The 20,943-nt window shown below is 30.7% G+C and carries 22 protein-coding genes and 1 tRNA gene; 17 read left to right on the top strand and 6 right to left on the bottom strand.

Going from position 1 to position 20,943, the window contains the following annotated elements:
• Window positions 1–6 precede the first annotated feature (6 nt).
• On the bottom strand, window positions 7–1,785 hold the full coding sequence (argS, locus tag G4L40_RS10455) for an arginine--tRNA ligase (RefSeq protein ID WP_166237141.1): 1,779 nt from the start codon (window positions 1,783–1,785) through the stop codon (window positions 7–9).
• A 167-nt stretch (window positions 1,786–1,952) separates the two neighbouring features.
• On the opposite strand from argS, the gene G4L40_RS10450 reads away from it, so the two are divergent.
• Window positions 1,953–4,367 carry a TonB-dependent receptor domain-containing protein gene (locus tag G4L40_RS10450; RefSeq protein WP_166237140.1) on the top strand — a complete coding sequence of 805 codons (2,415 nt, stop codon included), beginning with the start codon at window positions 1,953–1,955 and terminating at the stop codon, window positions 4,365–4,367.
• A gap of 101 nt (window positions 4,368–4,468) precedes the next feature.
• Here the strand turns inward: G4L40_RS10450 and G4L40_RS10445 are convergent, their stop codons facing one another.
• Window positions 4,469–5,476, bottom strand: coding sequence for a 3-oxoacyl-ACP synthase III family protein (locus G4L40_RS10445; protein ID WP_166237139.1), 1,008 nt, complete (start codon window positions 5,474–5,476; stop codon window positions 4,469–4,471).
• Between the two features lie 111 nt (window positions 5,477–5,587).
• On the opposite strand from G4L40_RS10445, the gene G4L40_RS10440 reads away from it, so the two are divergent.
• Window positions 5,588–6,205, top strand: coding sequence for a hypothetical protein (locus G4L40_RS10440; RefSeq protein WP_166237138.1), 618 nt, complete (start codon window positions 5,588–5,590; stop codon window positions 6,203–6,205).
• Between the two features lie 28 nt (window positions 6,206–6,233).
• On the opposite strand, the gene G4L40_RS10435 is transcribed toward G4L40_RS10440, so the two are convergent.
• Window positions 6,234–7,154, bottom strand: a complete 921-nt coding sequence (locus G4L40_RS10435; RefSeq protein ID WP_166237137.1) for an ABC transporter ATP-binding protein — start codon at window positions 7,152–7,154, stop codon at window positions 6,234–6,236.
• 128 nt (window positions 7,155–7,282) lie between these two features.
• Here G4L40_RS10435 and G4L40_RS10430 point away from each other — a divergent pair, with 128 nt between their 5' ends.
• The 9 genes from G4L40_RS10430 (at window position 7,283) to G4L40_RS10390 (ending at window position 13,854) form a co-directional block, all read left to right on the top strand.
• Window positions 7,283–7,888 (top strand): hypothetical protein, encoded by a 606-nt coding sequence (locus G4L40_RS10430; RefSeq protein WP_166237136.1) that lies wholly within the window; start codon window positions 7,283–7,285, stop codon window positions 7,886–7,888.
• Window positions 7,889–8,038: 150 nt separating this feature from the next.
• Window positions 8,039–9,925 (top strand): molecular chaperone HtpG, encoded by a 1,887-nt coding sequence (htpG, locus tag G4L40_RS10425; RefSeq protein WP_166237135.1) that lies wholly within the window; start codon window positions 8,039–8,041, stop codon window positions 9,923–9,925.
• Between the two features lie 80 nt (window positions 9,926–10,005).
• Complete coding sequence (locus G4L40_RS10420; RefSeq protein WP_166237134.1) at window positions 10,006–10,524, top strand: TlpA family protein disulfide reductase; 519 nt, start codon at window positions 10,006–10,008, stop codon at window positions 10,522–10,524.
• A gap of 12 nt (window positions 10,525–10,536) precedes the next feature.
• Window positions 10,537–10,983: a hypothetical protein gene (locus G4L40_RS10415; protein WP_166237133.1), complete on the top strand. Its 447-nt coding sequence runs from the start codon at window positions 10,537–10,539 to the stop codon at window positions 10,981–10,983.
• Window positions 10,984–10,985: 2 nt separating this feature from the next.
• On the top strand, window positions 10,986–11,375 hold the full coding sequence (locus tag G4L40_RS10410; RefSeq protein ID WP_166237132.1) for a VOC family protein: 390 nt from the start codon (window positions 10,986–10,988) through the stop codon (window positions 11,373–11,375).
• Between the two features lie 6 nt (window positions 11,376–11,381).
• Window positions 11,382–11,738 carry an iron chaperone gene (locus G4L40_RS10405; RefSeq protein WP_166237131.1) on the top strand — a complete coding sequence of 119 codons (357 nt, stop codon included), beginning with the start codon at window positions 11,382–11,384 and terminating at the stop codon, window positions 11,736–11,738.
• Window positions 11,735–12,133 (top strand): DUF2721 domain-containing protein, encoded by a 399-nt coding sequence (locus tag G4L40_RS10400; protein WP_166237130.1) that lies wholly within the window; start codon window positions 11,735–11,737, stop codon window positions 12,131–12,133. The genes G4L40_RS10405 and G4L40_RS10400 overlap by 4 nt, the downstream gene beginning before the upstream one ends.
• A 69-nt stretch (window positions 12,134–12,202) precedes the next feature.
• On the top strand, window positions 12,203–13,033 hold the full coding sequence (locus G4L40_RS10395) for a hypothetical protein (RefSeq protein WP_166237129.1): 831 nt from the start codon (window positions 12,203–12,205) through the stop codon (window positions 13,031–13,033).
• A 2-nt stretch (window positions 13,034–13,035) separates the two neighbouring features.
• Window positions 13,036–13,854 (top strand): hypothetical protein, encoded by an 819-nt coding sequence (locus G4L40_RS10390; RefSeq protein ID WP_166237128.1) that lies wholly within the window; start codon window positions 13,036–13,038, stop codon window positions 13,852–13,854.
• 60 nt (window positions 13,855–13,914) lie between these two features.
• Here the strand turns inward: G4L40_RS10390 and G4L40_RS10385 are convergent, their stop codons facing one another.
• On the bottom strand, window positions 13,915–14,511 hold the full coding sequence (locus G4L40_RS10385; RefSeq protein WP_166237127.1) for a murein L,D-transpeptidase catalytic domain-containing protein: 597 nt from the start codon (window positions 14,509–14,511) through the stop codon (window positions 13,915–13,917).
• 157 nt (window positions 14,512–14,668) lie between these two features.
• Between G4L40_RS10385 and G4L40_RS10380 the strand changes: the two genes are divergently transcribed.
• The 6 genes from G4L40_RS10380 (at window position 14,669) to G4L40_RS10355 (ending at window position 19,737) form a co-directional block, all read left to right on the top strand.
• Entirely contained in the window at window positions 14,669–15,574 is a 906-nt protein-coding gene (locus tag G4L40_RS10380; RefSeq protein WP_166237126.1) for an EamA family transporter, read from the top strand.
• 47 nt (window positions 15,575–15,621) lie between these two features.
• Entirely contained in the window at window positions 15,622–16,224 is a 603-nt protein-coding gene (locus tag G4L40_RS10375; RefSeq protein ID WP_166237125.1) for an alpha-ketoglutarate-dependent dioxygenase AlkB family protein, read from the top strand.
• A gap of 138 nt (window positions 16,225–16,362) precedes the next feature.
• Window positions 16,363–16,644 carry a TIGR03643 family protein gene (locus G4L40_RS10370; RefSeq protein WP_166237124.1) on the top strand — a complete coding sequence of 94 codons (282 nt, stop codon included), beginning with the start codon at window positions 16,363–16,365 and terminating at the stop codon, window positions 16,642–16,644.
• A 54-nt stretch (window positions 16,645–16,698) separates the two neighbouring features.
• Window positions 16,699–16,980 (top strand): TIGR03643 family protein, encoded by a 282-nt coding sequence (locus G4L40_RS10365; protein ID WP_166237123.1) that lies wholly within the window; start codon window positions 16,699–16,701, stop codon window positions 16,978–16,980.
• Between the two features lie 52 nt (window positions 16,981–17,032).
• Window positions 17,033–18,895, top strand: a complete 1,863-nt coding sequence (locus G4L40_RS10360; protein WP_166237122.1) for a M61 family metallopeptidase — start codon at window positions 17,033–17,035, stop codon at window positions 18,893–18,895.
• Window positions 18,896–19,017: 122 nt separating this feature from the next.
• A complete protein-coding gene (locus tag G4L40_RS10355) occupies window positions 19,018–19,737 on the top strand; it encodes a DUF4369 domain-containing protein (protein WP_166237121.1) in 720 nt (239 codons plus the stop codon).
• Window positions 19,738–20,482: 745 nt separating this feature from the next.
• On the opposite strand, the gene G4L40_RS10350 is transcribed toward G4L40_RS10355, so the two are convergent.
• Window positions 20,483–20,556: transfer RNA gene (locus tag G4L40_RS10350), tRNA-Thr, on the bottom strand.
• A gap of 75 nt (window positions 20,557–20,631) precedes the next feature.
• Window positions 20,632–20,901 carry a hypothetical protein gene (locus G4L40_RS10345; protein ID WP_166237120.1) on the bottom strand — a complete coding sequence of 90 codons (270 nt, stop codon included), beginning with the start codon at window positions 20,899–20,901 and terminating at the stop codon, window positions 20,632–20,634.
• Window positions 20,902–20,943: the final 42 nt, after the last annotated feature.

Genomic DNA, 20,943 nt, shown 5'->3' with positions numbered 1-20,943 from the left:
ACTCGCTTACATTCTTTCAGGAACTTCAATTCCTAACAATTGAAATGCATTTTTTATTGTGTTTCCAACAGATTTTGACAACTGTACTCGAAATACTTTTTTATCGTGATTTTCTTCTCCTAAGATAGAAACTTGCTGATAGAACGAGTTGAATTCTTTTACCAAATCATACGTATAATTTGCAATCAAAGCCGGACTGTGATTCTCAGCTGCATTTTGAATTACTTCAGGAAACAACTGCACTTGCTTGATTAATTCTTTCTCTTTTTCATGTAATTCTAATCCAGAAATTGAAATTGAAGTATCAAAATCCGCTTTTCTTAAAATCGATTGAATACGAGCGTAAGTATATTGAATGAATGGCCCAGTATTTCCTGCAAAATCAACTGATTCTTCTGGATTGAACATCATTTGTTTTTTCGGATCAACCTTCAACATGTAATATTTCAACGCACCTAAACCGATTGTTTTGAATAAAACCGCTTTTTCCTCTTCAGAATAACCATCTAACTTTCCTAAATCTTCTGAAATAGTTTGTGCAGTTGTAGTCATTTCTGCCATTAAATCATCAGCGTCAACAACTGTTCCTTCACGAGATTTCATTTTTCCTGAAGGTAATTCTACCATTCCATAAGATAAATGATATAAACTGTCAGCCCAATCAAATCCTAATTTTTTCAAGATTAAGAATAATACTTTGAAGTGGTAATCCTGTTCGTTTCCTACAGTGTAAACCATTCCTCCAACATCTGGAAAATCTTTCACACGTTGGATTGCGGTTCCAATATCTTGTGTCATATAAACCGCAGTTCCGTCAGAACGAAGTACGATTTTTCTATCTAAACCATCCGCTGTTAAATCAATCCAAACTGAACCATCTGGATCTTTCTCGAAAATGCCTTTTTCTAAACCAAATTGTACTACTTCTTTTCCAAGTAAATAGGTGTTTGATTCATAATAATAGCTATCAAAATCAACGCCAAGATTTTTATACGTTTGAGCAAATCCATCATATACCCATTGGTTCATGGTTTTCCATAGTTCGATAACTTCTGGCTTTCCATTTTCCCAATCTAAAAGCATTTGTTGTGCTTCTAAAATGGATGGTGCTAGTTTTTTTGCTTCGTCTTCGGTTTTACCTTGAGCGATTAATTCTGAAATTTCTTTTTTGTATTGTTTATCAAATTCCACATAGAAATTCCCAACCAATTTGTCACCTTTCAATCCGGTTGAAGCTGGCGTTTGTCCGTTACCGAATTTTTGCCAAGCCAACATCGATTTACAGATGTGAATTCCTCTATCGTTGATAATTTGCGTTTTGTATACTTTTTTTCCAGATGCTTTTAAAATTTCGGCAACCGAATATCCTAACAAGTTATTTCTGATGTGTCCTAAATGCAAAGGTTTATTGGTGTTTGGCGAAGAATATTCTACCATTACCGCTTTTTCTCCTTCTTTTGGAGCTACAAAACCAAATGTTTCGTTGTTTTTAATCGTATTGAAAAATTCCACATAAAAAACATCCGAAATCACGATGTTTAAAAATCCGCCTACCACATTAAACTTAGAAACTTCATTTACATTCGTTACTAAGTAATTTCCAATCTGATTTCCAATTTCAACAGGATTGCCTTTTAATGCTTTTACCAAAGGAAAAACTACCATAGTTATATCACCTTCAAATTCTTTCCTAGTAGCTTGAAATTCAACTTTTTCGATAGCTATACCGAATAATTCCTGAACTGCTTTTTGGATGTGCAATGTTAATGTGTGATGTAATGTCATTTTTACCTAATTTTTAGAACGCGCAAAGGTAATAAATAGTAGTTTGCGAATGGTAATTCGCTGTTAGTTTTTTTACATCAAAAAAATAATTTCAAAAAAATTGTAACAATTAACAAATGTTGAAGTCTATTAGCTACAATCATCAATATTATTTTAAAAACAAACAAATGAAACTAAAATTAATTATTACGTGTTTTTTATGTAGTCTTTTCTACGGATTTGCTCAAAATTCGGGAACAATTAAAGGGAAGATTATCGACAAAAACACTAAGCAACCATTGCCTTATGTAAACATTGTTATTAAAGACAATGATAAAATTATCACAGGCGGTGTAACAAAAGACGATGGAAGTTTTGCAATCAATCAATTAGCGGTTCAAAAATACACTGTTGAATTTCAATTTATTGGCTATATCACAAGTAGTAAAACTGTTGATTTGACAAATGATGCAAATTTTAATTTAGGAACAATTACCATTGAAGAAGATGTAACTGAATTAAAAGAAGTTCAAATTGTTGCTGAACGATCAAGTATGGTGCAAAAAATAGATAGAAAAGTAATCAATGTTGGAAAAGATTTAATTGCTTCTGGAACAACTGCATCTGAAATTATGAATAACATTCCAACTGTTAGCATCGATCCGCAAACGAAAGAAATTAGCATGAGAGGAAATAGCAATGTGAGAGTTTTGGTTGATGGAAAACCTTCTAATGTTTCTATTGAGCAACTATTGCAACAAATTCCATCAGCTTCTATCAAACAAATTGAATTGATTACAAATCCTTCGGCAAAATATAATCCTGAAGGAATGAGTGGAATTATCAATATTATTTTACACAAAAATTCACAAGATGGATTTAATGGCTCTATCAATTCTGGTGTAACTTTTGGAATTACACCAAAAACAAATTCAGCTTTGAACTTAAATTATCGTGTTGGAAAAGTAAATTTTTATACCAATTATGGATTTAACCATGGTAAAAACGCCAATCATGGATTTGTAGAAAGCGAAAGAACAAACCAAGAAAACAGACAAGATTTTCAATTTAACAACAAAAACAATTCGCATTTAGTAAAATTTGGAATGGATTATTATATCAATGATAAAAACACTTTATCAGCATATACCAATCAAAGTTTTACTTATGGTGATGGAAATGGATTTACTACAGTAATTTATGATGATGCAATTGCAAACAGAAATACTAATCAACTTTTTGGAAGCAACAGCACCAACAAAAACCAAACCTATGACATGGTTTTTAAACATGATTTTGAAAAGAAAGATGAAAATTTCGAACTTCAATTAAATTATTCACACACAGTGAATGATGAAAACACGGTGTACAACGAAACCATTTCAAATCCAACAGAAAGTTTTGAAAGAACCAATTTAGTTAAAGGAACAACAGATTATTTTCAAATGAATGCTGATTATGTAAATCCGATATCTGAAACATTAAAATTAGAATTAGGAGTTGAAACAAGAATTCAAAATTCTGGAAATCAGTTTAACGATATCAATCCAAGTTTTACAAGTGCAAATAATTCGTTTGATTTTGGAAGAAATATTTATTCTGCATATGCTAATTTAGGAAAGCAAATTGGGAAATGGAGCGGGCAACTTGGCGTTCGTTTAGAATATTTTGACTTAGATGCTAATTTTGCCATTGAAGAAACAAATCCAGCATTTAGTGATACTCAAAATATTTCAGATGATTTATTTACGGCATATCCTTCAGCATTTTTTACTTACACTGCAAACGATAAAAACTCTTTTAATTTCAATTATTCTAGAAGAGTTGATCGACCAAGCATTGGACAAATTAGTCCGATTAGAGAATGGACAACTCCATTAATGGAATCGAGAGGAAATCCAGCATTAGCACCACAATTTACAAATTCATTTGAAGCAAATTATACACGAACAACAAAAATTGGTTCCATTACAAGTGGTGTTTTCTACAGAAGTATTTCAGATGAAATTTCAAGAACAGTTTATAACGACCCAAATAATGTAAATCGAAACATTTTATCATATGCAAATTTTGACAACAATAATGCCTATGGAATTGAATCTTCTGCTAATTTAAAGTTCACAAAATGGTGGTCAGCTAATGCAAGTGCGGATATTTATTTCAAAACGGCAAAAGGAACGATTCAAAATGCAAATATGAATGCTTTAGAAAATGCTGAAGTTGATGTAACAACCTTCAATGCAAGAATTAATAACAGTTTTACTGCTACAAAAGATTTACGTTTTCAATTATTTGGAATGTACAGAGGTAAAGACAAAGGACTACAATATGACCGAAAAGCGATGTACAAAATGGATTTTGGAGCTACTTACAACATTTTAAAAGGCAAAGGAACAATTACTGCACGTTATAATGACGTCTTTGAAAACATGCGTTTTGCTTTTGATGGTAAAATTCCATACCGTCAACAAGGTGCTTTTTATTGGGAAAGTCAAACATTTTATGTTGGAATCAACTATATTTTTGGCGGCGGAAAAAACCGTGCTTTAGCTAGAAAACAAAGAGATGCTAACGAAACACAAGGTGGTGGCGGAATGTTCTAGCCTCCCCCAACCCCTCCATTTATAAACCATAAAAAAAGCGTTCTGAAAATTTCAGAACGCTTTTTATCTATATTCTATTTTCTTTATTCTATTCTCTAAAATTACCATCTAATAATCACACTTCCCCAAGTAAATCCAGAACCAAAAGCTGCTAAAACAACTAAATCACCTGATTTAATTTTTCTTTGTTCCCAAGCTTCTGTTAAAGCAATTGGAATAGAAGCTGCGGTTGTGTTTCCATATTTTTGAATATTATTAAAAACCTGGTCATCTGTTAAACGGAATTTCTGCTGAATGAATTGTGAAATTCTCAAATTTGCTTGATGTGGTACCAACATATTAATATCCGAAACTTGCAAATTATTGGCTTGTAAGCCTTCGTTAATTACTTCACTAAAACGAACTACTGCATTTTTGAAAACGAATTGTCCGTTCATATAAGGATAATAACTTTCATCATTTGGGTTATTATCTGCAATGATATCGGTTACCCAACGTTTCCCCATTCCTGGTGCAACAAGAGACAATTCCTCAGCATGTTGACCTTCTGAATGTAAATGTGTAGATAAAATTCCTTTGGTCAAATCTTCTTCTCTTGAAAGTACTGCTGCTCCTGCTCCATCTCCAAAAATTACTGACACACCTCTACCACGAGTGGTCATATCTAAACCGGTTGAATGTAATTCAGAGCCAATAACTAAAACATTTTTATACATTCCAGTTTTAATATACTGGTCGGCAATTGAAATCGCATACACAAAACCCGAACATTGATTACGAACATCCAAAGCACCAACTGTCCTTAGACCCAAATCACGTTGTACTAAAACGCCTGGACCAGGAAAATAATAATCAGGACTCAACGTAGCAAAAATGACAAAATCAATATCTTCTTTAGCAACACCAGAACGCTCTATGGCAATCTTAGCTGCCTTTACACCCATCGTTGTAGTAGTATCTTCTCCTCTAATCACATGACGACGCTCTTGAATTCCTGTTCGCTCTTGAATCCATTCGTCATTGGTTTCTATAATTTTAGATAAATCGTCGTTTGTAACAATGTTTTCAGGAACATAATAACCTAATCCTGCTATTTTTGAATGATACATATTCTATGTGGTATTTGTTTTTAGTATAGCAAAAATACGAAATTAATAATTTAGGAACGATTTATTTAGATTTTGATAATTTGAATTATATTTGTTAATAAAGATTCTGAAATGAATAAGATTATTACTTTACTACTACTAACATCAATCTTTATTAATTGTAAATCCACAAAAAATCGAGAAGTTGATGGTATATTTGTTAATAAAACAATTTTAGGTAATGAATTTCTAAAATTTAATAGTAATCATACTTTTGAATTCTATAGTAAGATACCACTATTAATTAGTGAAAGTAAAGGTAATTGGTATTTAAAAAATGGGGAGATAATAATAAATAGTTATCCCGAATATCAGAATGATTATTTTACAGTAGAAGAATCTTTAAAAGGAAATGATGATGAATCAATAATACATGTTGTTGATGAAAACAATTATGGAATATATGGCGTGGATTTTATTATGAATCAAAACATATATATCACAACAAATGAAGATGGAAAAATAATTTTAAACAACTACTCATTTAATGTATCTGACAAAATTGAATTTTCATCAATAAACTTGTCTCTAGAAAAAAATATTTATTCTATAAAAAATTCAAAAAGCACCTTCATAAAAATTAAAATATTTAGTAAAAATTATGAAAAAAAATATTTTGAAAACGACACTATTCAGATAAAAAGAAACAAAATTATTTTGAATGAAAAAAGTTTCAACAAACAGAAGTAATCAAATAAAAATAGTGCAATATTTAGATTTAGATAATTTCTAAATACAACTCTTTACCCATTTCTATATCCATCACATTTTCAAAAAACACAGATTGATTTTCATACATAGCTTCAATTAAATAATGATTTCCTCTAAAATAGGAATGTATTACATTTACTTTCAATTCAGATTTTTCACTAACTTTTAATTGGTGTGGATAAATCAAATGATTTATCCCATTAATAACTATTGCATTAACATCTCCAAAAAGCGAAGCTATATATTTGTTTTTTGGGTGATTATAAATTTCTTTAGGATAACCTTTTTCAATGATATTTCCATCTTTTACAATTAATACCTCATCTGCAAAAGCTAAAACATCTGTACTGTCATGTGTGGCAACTATACAAGTGATGTTTTTTTGTTTTAAATAACTAAATAATTTTCTTCGAAGGCTATTTTTTCTAAAATTATCAATATGACTAAAAGGCTCGTCAAGCAATAAAACTTCGGGTTCCAAGGCTAAAACTCTTGCTAATGCTACACGTTGCATTTGACCACCACTCAATAATTTTGCTTTTACATTTGCATATTCGGTCATTTCAACAATTTCTAACAATTCTGCAATTCTAGTTTGTTTCTCTTCTGGAAAAAAGTTAGACAAATACTTACCAACATTTTCTGCAACCGTAATAAATGGCATCAAATCAAAATCTTGAGCTAAATATTTCATAAAAGGCATCCCTGGAATCAAATGGAATTTTGGTCCTTGAACAGCGATATCATCCCAAAATATTTGTCCTTCATCAACGTCATGCAAACCATAAATTAATTTAAGCAATGTACTTTTACCACAACCGCTCTCGCCTATAATAGCCATGCTTTTTCCTTTGGATAAAGAAAAAGTTAAACTATTAATCACCAAAGTATTGAGATACGAAAATCGGACAGATTGTACTTTTAGCATATATATTGAGCGTTTCTTAGAGCAAAGAAAACCATAAAACATTTATGATTAAAATTTAAAGAAAATATTTTTTTTAAATACTGAAATTAATTCTATATTGCACTCCCCAATTTTAACGAAATTTAACAATGAAAAAAAAATCCCTATTTTTTGCAATAACCCTAGTTGCAATATTTTTCACAAATACCTCACAAGCACAATTTAGCATCGAAGCAAATTATGGACTTAATGGTTCTTTTGAACCTAGCTATAACGGATTTACACATTTTGGTGGTGGAGTTTCATATGATTTTGACGAAACTTTTGGAGCTAAAATTGATTTTGCTTCAGATACTTTCTCAATTGAAAATGAAGATACGGGAATTGAATCTGGCTCAAAAAACACAAGAATTTCTTTACAAGGTGTAATGAATGTTTCAAATTTAATTGACTCAAGAGCTTCTTATGGAAATTTTAGAGTACTAGCACATGCTGGTGGTGGATTATCAATTTTGAAATCTGATATTCCTACTTTAGATAAAACAGACCATATTGCGAATGTAATTATGGGAATTAGTCCACAATATAAAGTTGCTGAAAACTTATATTTAGGATTAGATGCTTCAATGATTTTTAATATTTCTCAACATTACTATTTTGACGGAACTTTAACCTATGTAGGTCAAGCTAACTCAATTACAGGAATTATGTATAATGTAACTGCTGGTTTAACCTATAAATTTGGTAGTTACTAAACAAGAAACCAACCCCCTACTTAATACTTAACCTATCCTAATTCTCTTTTTTGAATTAGGATTTTTTTATGTCAATTTGTCACCAAATCTAGTTTGGTACTTGTTTTGAAGTATCTGAAACATCAAATTGTTTAACTAAAATTTTAAAATATGGCATCAGGAAAAATTAACGTTTCTGTAGAAAACATCTTTCCACTAATTAAAAAATTCTTGTATAGCGACCACGAAATTTTTCTTCGCGAATTAGTTTCTAATGCAACCGACGCTACTTTAAAATTAAAACACTTAACCAGTATTGGTGAAGCAAAAGTTGAATATGGTAACCCAATTATTGAGGTTAAAATCGACAAAGAAGCTAAAAAACTACACATTATTGACCAAGGTTTAGGGATGACGGCTGATGAAGTAGAAAAATACATCAACCAAATTGCTTTTTCAGGTGCGGAAGAATTTTTAGAAAAATATAAAGATTCTGCCAAAGATTCAGGTGTAATTGGTCATTTTGGATTAGGATTCTATTCCGCTTTTATGGTGGCCTCAAAAGTGGAAATCATCACAAAATCTTACAAAGATGAACCAGCAGCACATTGGACATGTGATGGAAGCCCAGAATTTTCATTGGTTCCACACGACAAAACCGACAGAGGTTCGGAAATAATTTTACACATTGCAGAAGATTCTTTAGAATTTTTAGAAGAATATAAAATTAGTGAATTGTTGACGAAGTATAACAAATTCATGCCTATTCCGATTAAATTTGGAACCAAACAAGAAGCTCTTCCAAAACCAGAAGATGCGCCAGAAGATTACAAAACAGAATACCAAGAAATAGACAACATCATCAACAATCCAAATCCAGCTTGGACAAAACAACCAGTGGATTTGACTGATGAGGATTACAAAAAATTCTATCACGAATTGTATCCAATGCAATTTGAAGAACCATTATTCAACATTCACTTAAATGTAGATTATCCGTTTAATTTGACCGGGATTTTATATTTCCCAAAAATGTCGGCCGATTTACAAATGCAAAAAGATAAAATTCAACTGTATCAAAATCAGGTTTTTGTTACCGACAATGTAGAAGGAATTGTGCCTGAGTTTTTAGGTATGCTTAAAGGTGTGATTGATTCACCTGATATTCCGTTAAACGTATCGCGCTCATATTTACAAGCCGATGGGAATGTAAAGAAAATTTCGAATTACATTACTCGAAAAGTTGCCGATAAATTGAAATCGTTATTCAACGAAAATCGTGAAGATTTTGAACAAAAATGGAACGATATTAAAATTGTGTTGGAATATGGAATGCTTTCGGAACCAAAATTTTATGAAAAAGCAGGTGATTTTGTACTGTATCCAACAACGGATGATAAATACTTTACATTATCTGAATTAAAAGAAACAATTGCATCAAATCAAACCGACAAAAACGGAAAATTAGTTGTTTTATATGCTTCAAATAAAGATGCACAACATAGCTATATTGACATTGCAAAAGAAAAAGGATATCAAGTTTTACTGCTAGATTCACCAATTGTTTCGCATTTGATTCAAAAATTAGAAGCTGATAACGAGAATTTAACTTTTGCTCGTGTAGATGCAGATCACATAGACAAATTGATTCAAAAAGATGATGTTCAAATTTCGAAATTAAGCGAAGAAGAACAAACCAATTTAAAATCGATTTTAGAAGCAATTGTTCCAAAAGCAAACTATACCGTTCAATTAGAACCAATGGATAGCAATGCAGCGCCATTTATGATTACACAACCCGAATTTATGCGAAGAATGAAAGAAATGAGCGCAACTGGCGGTGGTGGCATGTTTGGCATGGGCAACTTCCCTGATATGTATAATTTGGTTGTAAATTCAAACTCAAATTTAGCTACAGCTATTCTACAAACCGAAGATAAATCTGCACAAGAATTGCTAGTAAAACAAGCATTAGATTTAGCAAAAATTTCGCAAGGTTTATTAAAAGGTGAAGAATTGACGGCTTTTGTAAAGAGAAGTTTTGAAACTTTGAAGTAAGAAATAGAACTTTAGTATTAATCCTGACTGGTTTATGAAATCAGTCAGGATTTTTTTATATTTGATAAAAAAAATATTTCATGAAGAAACTAGCATTACTATCAATTCTTTTCCTTTTCAACCTTGTATCAGCACAAAACAATGTAGATTATGAAAAGACAAACATTTTAAAGGTTGGTGATAAACTACCTATGTTTAGTTATATAAATGAAAAAGGAGAATCAAAAAACATATCGGAACACAAGGGAAAAATAATTTTAATTAACTTTTTTGCTACTTGGTGTGGTCCGTGTATTCAAGAAATGCCTCATTTAGAAACTGAGATCTGGAATGTTCATAAAAACGATAATTTCATTTTAATGAGTTTTGGTAGAGAACATAAATTAGAAGAAACCAATGCTTTTATCGCAAAGAAAAAATTCACTTTTCCTATTTATCCAGATGAAGCAAGAACTATTTATAAACTTTTTGCAACACAATTCATCCCAAGGAATTATCTAATAGATGAAACAGGAACCATTATTTATACTTCAATTGGTTTCAACCAAGATGATTTTGAAGAATTAAAAAAGAAAATTGAAGAGTTGACAAAAAAATAAAGCAGATTTTAAATGATAAATATATTAAAAAAAGTTGTTGTTGCTTTAGGAGGAGTTGACACATCAGAAAAAAATCATGTTGACACTTTTACAGAAAATATCATTACGAATATTACCGGAGACAAAATTGCTTTAACGTCAAATGGCGGTGGGATTTGGACAGAAATAACTGAAATCGAAGAATATGAATTTCTTGATATTAATGTTGTAGGTTTTAAACCTTACAAAAGTTTTAATGGTGCTGAATTGATTTTTATTAAAGATAAAAAAGAAGTTGCTGTATTAAATTCAGACACAAAAGAAATTGTTAGTACTCATTCAAATGTTACCGAACGTTATTTAACATCGGTTAGTTTTGAAATCACAAACAAAAACTTAGATTTTCTTTTTGATAGAGAATGTCATAAAGTAATCTTTAAATGTAATAATAAACAAGAAGAATTTGAAATCTTAAAATAAAGATGCAAATCAAAAGAATAGAATTCATCCTATACGTTTCAAACCAAGAAAAAAGCACAAAATTCTATGAAACGATTCTGCGACAAAATCCTAGTTTGGATGTTCCTGGCATGACAGAATTCACTATTAATGAATTTGTAAAAATAGGCTTAATGCCAAATGAAGGAATTGCAAAAATCATCACTCCTATATTGCCGCATCCAACATCGGGAAATGGAATTCCAAGGTGCGAATTGTATCTTCAAGTGGAAAATTTGGAAACTATTTTTGAAGAAGCAAAAAGAGCTGGGGCAATTGAAATTAGTCCAATAGCATTAAGAGATTGGGGTGATACAGTTGGTTATGTTGCTGATTTTGACGGCCATGTTATTGCTTTTGCAACTAAAATTTAAATTACTATGCAAACAAAAACCAATAGTATTGACGAGTATATTAATAATTTTCCTGAGAATATTCAAAATATTTTAACCGAAATAAGAATGGTTATTCAGAAAATTGCACCTGAAGCTACAGAAAAAATTAGCTACGGAATACCAACTTTTTATTTGAATGGTAATCTTGTACATTTTGCTGCCTACAAAAACCACATAGGCTTTTATCCTGGTGCTTCTGGAATTGAAAAATTTCAAAAAGAAATTTCAATATATAAAAACTCAAAAGGAACTATTCAATTTCCATTAAACGAAGATTTACCTATTGATTTGATTAAAAAAATTGTTGCTTTTAGAATTAACGAAAATAAAATAAAAAAATGACCTTATCACTTGAAACTCCAGCACTTTTATTCTCTGCAACTTCACTTATTTTATTGGCCTATACGAATCGTTTTTTAACTATTGCACAAATTGTTCGCGGGCTAAAGAAAAATTACGACGACAATCAAAACAAGAGCATTTTATTAGAGATTAAAAACCTAAACTTACGATTAACGCTAATTCGCTATATGCAACTTTTTGGCGTAATGTGTTTATTTTTATCTGTATTTACAATGCTTTTATTGTATGTAAACCAATCAACAATTGGCATATATATTTTTGGAGCTAGCTTGCTTAGTTTACTAATTTCATTAGGTATTTCATTTTGGGAAATTAGCATTTCGGTAAACGCTCTTCGTGTACACTTAAAAGATTTATCAGAAGACATTGAATAATTTTTAACTTTTCATTAAACCTTTATAGTAATACAATGTCTAAACATTATAATCGCTAAAAAAACAACTATGAAAAATTTAAAATTTTGCACTTTTGGACTTCTAGTAATGTCTTTGAGTTTTGTTTCTTGTAATAGAGAAGAAAACCTAGCACTTGATAAAGAATTAATAAATGCATCAGCAGATATTGATTTAACAAATGAATTAGATTTTAATTCTGGAATTGATATATCTAGCGATAATTCAAGCTATTCTGACAGAAATTCTCTGCAATCAAATGCAATTACTCCTTGTGCTTCTGTAAATGTTAACAACACAACTCCGGGTATTTTTCCAAAAATATTTACTGTTGATTTTGGAACAGGTTGCACATACAACGGTATAACGCGTTCTGGAATTATCACTATCACAATTACTGATTATGTAATGAACAATGGAAGCATCATGACCATTGAAAGAGGAAGTAATTATTATGTAAACGGTAGAAAAGTTGAAGGCACAGTAGTATATGAAAATACAACTACAAACACAGCTATACCTCAGTGGACACGAACAATTACGAATGGCAAAATAACTAATCCAGCAGGTGTAGTTTTTAATCATTATGGCACAAGAACTGTAAAACAAACTGCTGGTGTAAGCACATTAATATTAGCCGATAATATATACGAAATTACTTCTGGAAGCCACACAATTACCAAAACAGGTGGTGCATCTTTAAGTGTTACAGTAGTTGAAACTTTAATTAAAAAATATGCTTGTAATCATATTTCACAAGGACAATTAGACTTACAAGGAAGTGTTCTTGATGGAATCTTAGACTACGGAAACAATACTTGTGACAACTTAGCCACCTACACACATTCAAACGGAACTATTTATAACGTAATATTGTATTAATTATGAAAAGATTATCCTTTCTTTTGTTGCTAATTCTAGGAATTACAACAAGCTTCGCTCAAGATGATGATAAAAATGATTTACCAGAATACACGGGTGAAAACTTTAGCTTAGAAGGTGCATTAGCATTATTCAAACAAGCAAATTCATTAGAAGAGTTTGAAAAATTAATCAATGAAGAAAACAATAATGTTAACAATCTTGATTTAAATAATGATGGAGAAATTGATTACATTGTGGTGCAAGACATTCAAGAAAAAGATACTCATGTTATTGTTCTAAGCACATATTTAAGTGAAAAAGAAAAACAAGACATTGCAACAATTGGCATTGAAAAGACAGGAAACGAAACAGCAATACTACAAATTGAAGGTGATTCAGAATTATATGCGGAAAACACAATTGTAGAGCCTTTTGAAGTAGATGAAAAAATCGAAAAATCAAAAGGTGGACCAAATGTTCCTGAAATTACAACAACTGGTGTTGTAGTAAATGTTTGGTTTTGGCCAAGTGTACGCTTTTTATATGCGCCTGGTTATGTAGTTTGGGTTTCTCCTCACAGATGGGGATTCTATCCAAGATGGTGGAAACCTTGGAGACCATATCGATACTCTATTTTTTATGGAAGATGTGCACATCACCGCGTATATTATCATAGAACAGCAACACATAGAGTCGTTGTAGCTCGAAAAGTATATGCTCCAAGAAGAAGCAAATCAACTGTAGTAGTACATAACAGAAGAGGAACTACAGTAATACATAAAAATAAAAGAGGAAAAACTACAGTTGTAAAAACAAAACGTCGTGGTGGTAGAAGATAAGGGTTAGTTTATTATATAATTTGAAGTAAAATCTCGTTTAAAGCAATTAAACGAGATTTTTTATTCTACAATCCACAACAAAACAGGTTTTTTTGATTGTTTCAAACGAATATCGAGTTTTTCCATAAACTCGTTTGAAACTGCTGGACAGCCCCAACTCAAAGGCGAATATTTTGGAAACACTTCTTTGTTTTTTACAGCATTCCAAGAATGCAAAACAACAACCCTTTTTTCTGCATTTTTATTGGATGTTTCTAATCCATGCAACCAATATTTCACATTGATTCCCCACGAACTATAATCACGATTGCCTATTTTATATTTCCCTTTCATAGAACAATGACTATCAACTCTATGATCAAATTTTACCTTTTCCCACTTTTCTGGATTTTCTTCAAACTGATCGCAACTTCCATGCGTTACAAGGTTTTTATCCAAAACTTTTTTCGTTACAAAATCATAAATAAAAAATCTATTTTTACCCGAATGAACACTTAAATCTACCAAAAAATAATATTCTTCATTAAAATTTTCTTTTTGGCAAAATGCTAATGCTTCGGCATGAATTTTAGAATAATCTTTTGGTGCATCAATATTTCTTTCAGCATTATTACAACATAAAAAACTAAGAATCGTTAGTAGTAAAAAGTGTTTCATATTAATTGATTTAATACCATAACTCCATTTTAAAATTTTTATTTAGTAGAGCACTGTTAAATTCTTACTAAAATTAAACTATCCAAAAATCTATTCTCTTTTTTCTTTTTCTTTTTTCTTTTTACCTTATATTTGCGCCCCCTAAAAAAATCAGGAGATGTCAAACAACAATATAATCAAAGGTGTTTTTTTAGTAGCTCTAGGCGCTACCAGTTACGGAATGTTAGCAACTTTCGTAAAACTGGCTTACAAAGAAGATTTTACTACAGCTGAAGTAACTTCCTCACAATTTATCTATGGAATTATTGGAATTTTAATCATCAATTTATTCCAAAGAACTAAAAATAAAAACACAGCTGTTAAAGCAAGTCCTAAAAACATTTTACACTTAATGCTAGCTGGAACATCTCTTGGTATGACAAGCGTTTTTTACTATTTAGCCGTAAAATACATTCCGGTATCAATAGGAATTGTATTATTGATGCAAACGGTTTGGATGGGTGTTTTATTAGAATGGTTTTTAGACAAAAAAGCGCCTTCATTACAAAAAATAATTGCAGTAATTATAGTTTTGATAGGAACTGCTTTCGCTATAAATATTTTCAAAATCAATTTTAACGACCCGAATATTGATTGGACAAATGGTTTATTTTGGGGATTATTAGCCGCAACTTCATTTACAACTACAATGTTTACAGCAAACAAAGTAGCATTAGGAATTTCATCAGCACAAAGAAGTTTGTACATGCTTCTTGGTGGTGCAGTAATTGTTTTTGGCTTCAGCTTATACACTCAAACCACACCATTTAACTTTGAAATTTTTACAAAATGGGGAATCGTTTTAGCCCTTTTTGGAACAATTATCCCACCTATGCTACTAAATGCAGGTTTTCCCCACACAGGAATTGGATTAGGAAGTATTGTTTCTTCATTAGAATTACCTGTTTCGGTAATGATGGCTTTCTTCCTTTTAAACGAAGAAGTCTTAGGAATACAATGGTTAGGAATTGCTTTAATCATTTTAGCTATCGTAATCATGAATATTCAGTTTAAAAGAAAATAATCAACCAAAAAATAAGTAAATTAGCGGTGTTATACATCGCTTTTTTTATGCTCAATCTATTCCCTAAAGAAAAAATAATTTTACCGCTACCCGAAGCAGTTTTTGAATTTTATCCTAACTTCTTTTCTAAAGAGGAAGCAGATATATTATTTGAAAAACTAACAAATGAAACACCATGGAAGCATGAAGAAATTACAATTTTTGGAAAAAAAATATTACAACCGCGATTAACTTGTCTATTTGGAAATGAAGGAAAACCTTATTCCTATTCCGGATTAACGATGCAACCTCAACCATGGAACAGCACAATAATGCATATAAAAAATGAAATTGAAGTGCTTTGCAATGAAAATTTCACAACTGTTTTAGCAAATTTATACCGAAATGAAAAAGACAGTAATGGATGGCATGCCGATAACGAACGAGAATTAGGTAGAAATCCAATAATAGCATCAGTCAGTTTTGGTGAAGAACGTCAGTTTCAACTGAAACATATTTCGGATAATACTATAAAATTATCACTCAATTTAAACCACGGAAGTTTATTACTCATGAAAGAAGGTAGTCAAATTCACTACAAACATCAAATACCAAAAGCTTCGCAGCCAAAAAAGAGTAGAATAAATTTAACATTTCGAACGATTTTGTAGATTTTATTCAAAAACAAACATCAAATAATAGCTTTTTTTAAAAATTTCCGAAAAAGTAATTGGCATATTTTTTGAATTTATTTTTTTATTAATATTGAATTATTAACCTTTAAACTATAAAAAAATAGTATTTACTTCATGAAAAAGAAGAAAATTTCAGAATTCGACAACGAAACACTAGATAGAGTTGTTGCTATGGCGCAAGAGGAAAAAAAACCTTTTGAAGTTTTAAAAGAAGAATTTGGTGTATCAGAAAATGATGTTACTGAATTGATGCGCAAACGTTTATCCAAAGATAATTTTGAACTTTGGAAAAAGAAAGTTACGGCAAGTAAACCAAAACCGAAACCAATGAAATATAACGATTTGGAAGATGATGATTTAGATAGTAAATATTACTTTAAAAATAAATTTGATTAAAAATTTAACTCTTGTTGAACAAGAGTTTTTTTATTTTATACAGAAATTTGCTCCATGCAAAACAAAAATTTCACCGAAATTCAAATCGACCGAATCATTGAAATGGCTTGGGAAGACCGGACACCATTTGAAGCAATCACTTTTCAATTTGGTATTTCTGAGCAGGAAACAATTGAAATTATGCGTCGTGAAATGAAACCCTCAAGCTTTAAAATGTGGCGCGAACGCGTTCAAGGTAGAGCAACAAAGCACACAAAACTACGTGCTAACGGAATAGACCGATTCAAATGTAAATTACAAAGACAAATTACAGGTAATAAAATCTCTAAACGATAACTGTAACATTTTATTCATTTCATCTACTTATGCTTATAAACTAAGATTAAAGATGAAAAAAATAATTCTTTCACTAGCAGTAGTGAGTTTCCTATGGAGTTGTAATTCGACTCAAAAAGCAGCAACAGCAAAAAATGAAGTTGACGTAACCATTGATTTAGTAAATGTAAAAGACGACAAAGTTCAAGTTACTATTGTTACACCAACTTTTACTACAGAAACAGCTACTTTTTTAATTCCTAAAACAGTTCCAGGAACATATTCAGAAGACGACTATGGACGTTATGTAGAAAATGTTAAAGCATTTGACGCAAAAGGAAATGCACTAAAAATTGCAAAAACTGACGAAAACACCTATGTAATTTCTGAAGCAACTAAATTAGCAAAAATCACTTATTTAGTAAACGACACCTATGACACTGAAAGCGGTGCTGGATTTGGTGAAGGAGACGACGTATTTTCTCCAGCAGGTACAAATATAAATGCAGGTGTAAACTTTATGTTGAACACTCATGGTTTCATTGGCTATTTTAAAGGAAAAGAAGAAACGCAATACAAATTAACAGTAACACATCCTGCAAACTTATTAGGCGTTTCTGCGATGACAGATGCGGATGCAAGCACTACTTCTGATGTGTTTGTAATGCCTAAATATGCTAATTTGGTTGAAATGCCAATTATGTACTCTAAACCAGATTACACTTCATTTATGGTAGATGATATGGAAATTATCATCAGTGTATATTCTCCAACAGGAAAATATACAGCTGAACAAATTACGCCAAATATGGAAACGATGATGAAAGCTCAAAAACGTTTCTTAGGCCCAATAAATTCTACTAAAAAATATGCAATCCTACTTTATTTATCTGATATGGCAGGAAAAGATGCAAAAGGATTTGGTGCACTTGAACACCCAACATCAACAACGGTTGTAATGCCAGAAATGATGGGATTAGAAATGCTACAAGAACAATTGAAAGATGTAGTTTCTCACGAATTTTTCCACATTGTTACACCTTTAACAGTTCATTCAAACGAAATTCAATATTTTGACTTCAATAATCCGCAAATGTCTGAGCACTTATGGATGTATGAAGGCGTAACAGAATATTTTGCAAACTTATTCCAAGTAAACCAAGGCTTAATCGACGAAAAACAATTCTTTGAAAGAATGGCTGGTAAAATTGCACAATCGCGTCAAATGAACGACAAAATGAGTTTTACTAAAATGAGTAAAAACGTTTTAAATGCACCTTACAAAGACCAATATGTTAACGTATATCAAAAAGGAGCTTTAATTGCAATGTGTGTTGACATCTTAATCAGAGAAAACAGTAATGGTAAAAAAGGAATCTTAAATTTAATGCAAGATTTAGCAACAGAATATGGCACTAAAAAAGCATTCAAAGACGAAGAATTATTCGGAAAAATTACTGAACTTACGTATCCAGCTGTTGGCGAATTTTTAAACAAATATGTCGCTGGCGAAACACCTATTCCTTACGAACAATTTTTTGCTAAAATGGGAGTAACAGAAGCATCAATTGAAATCGCAGGAAATCCATTTTTAAAAGATCAAACGCAGCCATATATCACAGTTGATCCTAACACAAAAGAAATCATGATTTTACCTGAAATTGAATTGAATGCATTCTTTACTACTTTAGGAATTAAAAACAATGATAAAATTATCGCAATTAACGATACTGCTTATAACTTAGACAATATCTATGACATGATCATGAAGAGCATGAATTGGAAAGATGGAGAGGCAATTACTGTAAAAATCAAAAGAGACGGAAAAGAACAAATTTTAAAAGGAAAAATTGTAATGCCTAAAGAAAAACAAGACGGTTACCAAGCAACTGATGCTAGCAAAAAAGCAATTAGAGAAGCTTGGTTAAGAGGTTAAAATTACAGACTTTTAAATTTCTAATTAGTGTTTACTCTTGGAATTAAAAATAGAATCCTCAAAGTACAGTGTATTTTGAGGATTTTTTATTTACTTTGCGAACTTAAAATAAAAAATTTAAAATGAAGAAAATAGTATTATCATTACTTATAATAATAGCGTTCATATCTTGTGAAAAGAAAGACGGAGCAGAAGGAGAAAATGTACATATCACAGGAAATGTAGAAGGATTAGGTCAAGGTAAATTATACATTCAAAAAATTCAAGATTCTGCTTTAGTGATTTTAGACAGTATTATTATCAAAGGAGATTCTAAATTTGAAAGTAATATCAAATTAGAAAGTCCAGAAATGCTTTACTTGTTTTTAGATAGAGGTCAAACTAATTCAATAGACAATAACCTGATGTTTTTTGCAGAACCAGGAAACATACAAATTGAAACTACATTAAAAGAATTTTTTGCTGGGGCTAAAATTACAGGTTCAAAAAGTCACGATTTATGGGTAGAATTCAATAAAATTAACCGTCGTTTTAACGAAGAAAACTTAACATTAATAGAAAAGCGTTTAAAAAACGAATTGAAACCAAATCAAGCCACTTCTGACAGTATTGAAACCGCTTACCAAAATCTTTTGAAAAGAAAATACAGATATACAGCAAATTTTGCAGTAAATCATAGCGATAATGCAATTGCGCCTTATTTAGCACTTTCTGAAATTGCTAATATAAATATTACTTACTTAGACACCATTCAAAAAAGCATGAAACCCGATGTAGCCAAATCAAAATATGGCAAAATGCTTACTGAATATATAAAAGAAAGAAAAACTACTGAAAAATAATTAAAAGTAAAAAACCACAACTTATTCGTTGTGGTTTTTTACTTTTAATCATAATTTGAAATGCAATACAAATAGACTATTTTTACTATTAACTATAAATAAACCTATTAAATGAGAAAAGCAATTATTATATACTATTTAATTATACATATCATATGTTTAATTCCTAGTTTAATTAGTCTTTTTCAATTGGATTTAAAATTTAATACTTTATTTTTTTTCTTTTATAGTCTTTTAAGTATCATTTCTATTTTGCTGTATCAACTTAATAAAGCTATTAAAATAGCTTTGTCTTTTCTAATTCTATCTAATTTTTTTCAAATAATTACTTTTGTTTTTTATGGTCTTTCATACAAATTCTTACTTGGTCCAGAAATATCTTTTTATATTTTTAACGATGGAAATTTAAGCTCAAGATTTTCAGCACTACCTTATAATGTCATTTTATATGTAAACACCTTTAATTTAGATAGTAATTTTTTATTTGGTATTAATTTTATTCATTTTTTGCTATTCCTGTTTTTTAACGATTTACTACTTAAGAGTAAAAAATGTAAAACCTAAATATTTCTCACCGCTAGCGCGAGCATCTTGCTCGTGACTACAATTTCAAATATTCAAAACACACATTATACTTTATGCGCACAAGCGTGACGCTCGCGCAAGCAATACAAAAGATTCTAAATCAAGTACAGAAGTCACAAAACAAAAAAACCATCACTTTTTAAGTGATGGTTTTAATTAGAGCCGATGGAGGGACTCGAACCCACGACCTGCTGATTACAAATCAGCTGCTCTAGCCAGCTGAGCTACACCGGCAACTCTAATGCGGTGCAAATATAATTCTGAATTTTAAATTTCCAAAAAAAATCTGCACTTTTTATTGCATTTTTTTTAGTTTAATTCGTTTATTTTCGCAACAAATTGATTAGCAGCCGCTTCGTAATCTTTACGAATTTGTTTAAAATGTGCTTTTTTGCTCTCAACGTCTTTTTGATTTGCTCTTGTCATTAAAGAATCAAAAGTTTCGTAGATTTCATCAACTAATTTATCAGAAGCTTCAGTTGGTTTTCCTACTGTAGTCATTTCCCATACATAAACGATATTTACAATATCACCTAAAACATAGTTGATTTCTTTTTTCAAGTTTTTAACGCTTGCCATTTTTTATTTATTTAAAATTTAATGCAAAATTACATAATATAT

Origin of the sequence: Flavobacterium celericrescens (assembly GCF_011392075.1) — a bacterium.
Classification (GTDB): Bacteria; Bacteroidota; Bacteroidia; order Flavobacteriales; family Flavobacteriaceae; genus Flavobacterium; species Flavobacterium celericrescens.
The sequence above is the reverse complement of the archived record's forward strand: the minus strand, read 5'-3'. Positions and strand labels throughout refer to the sequence as shown.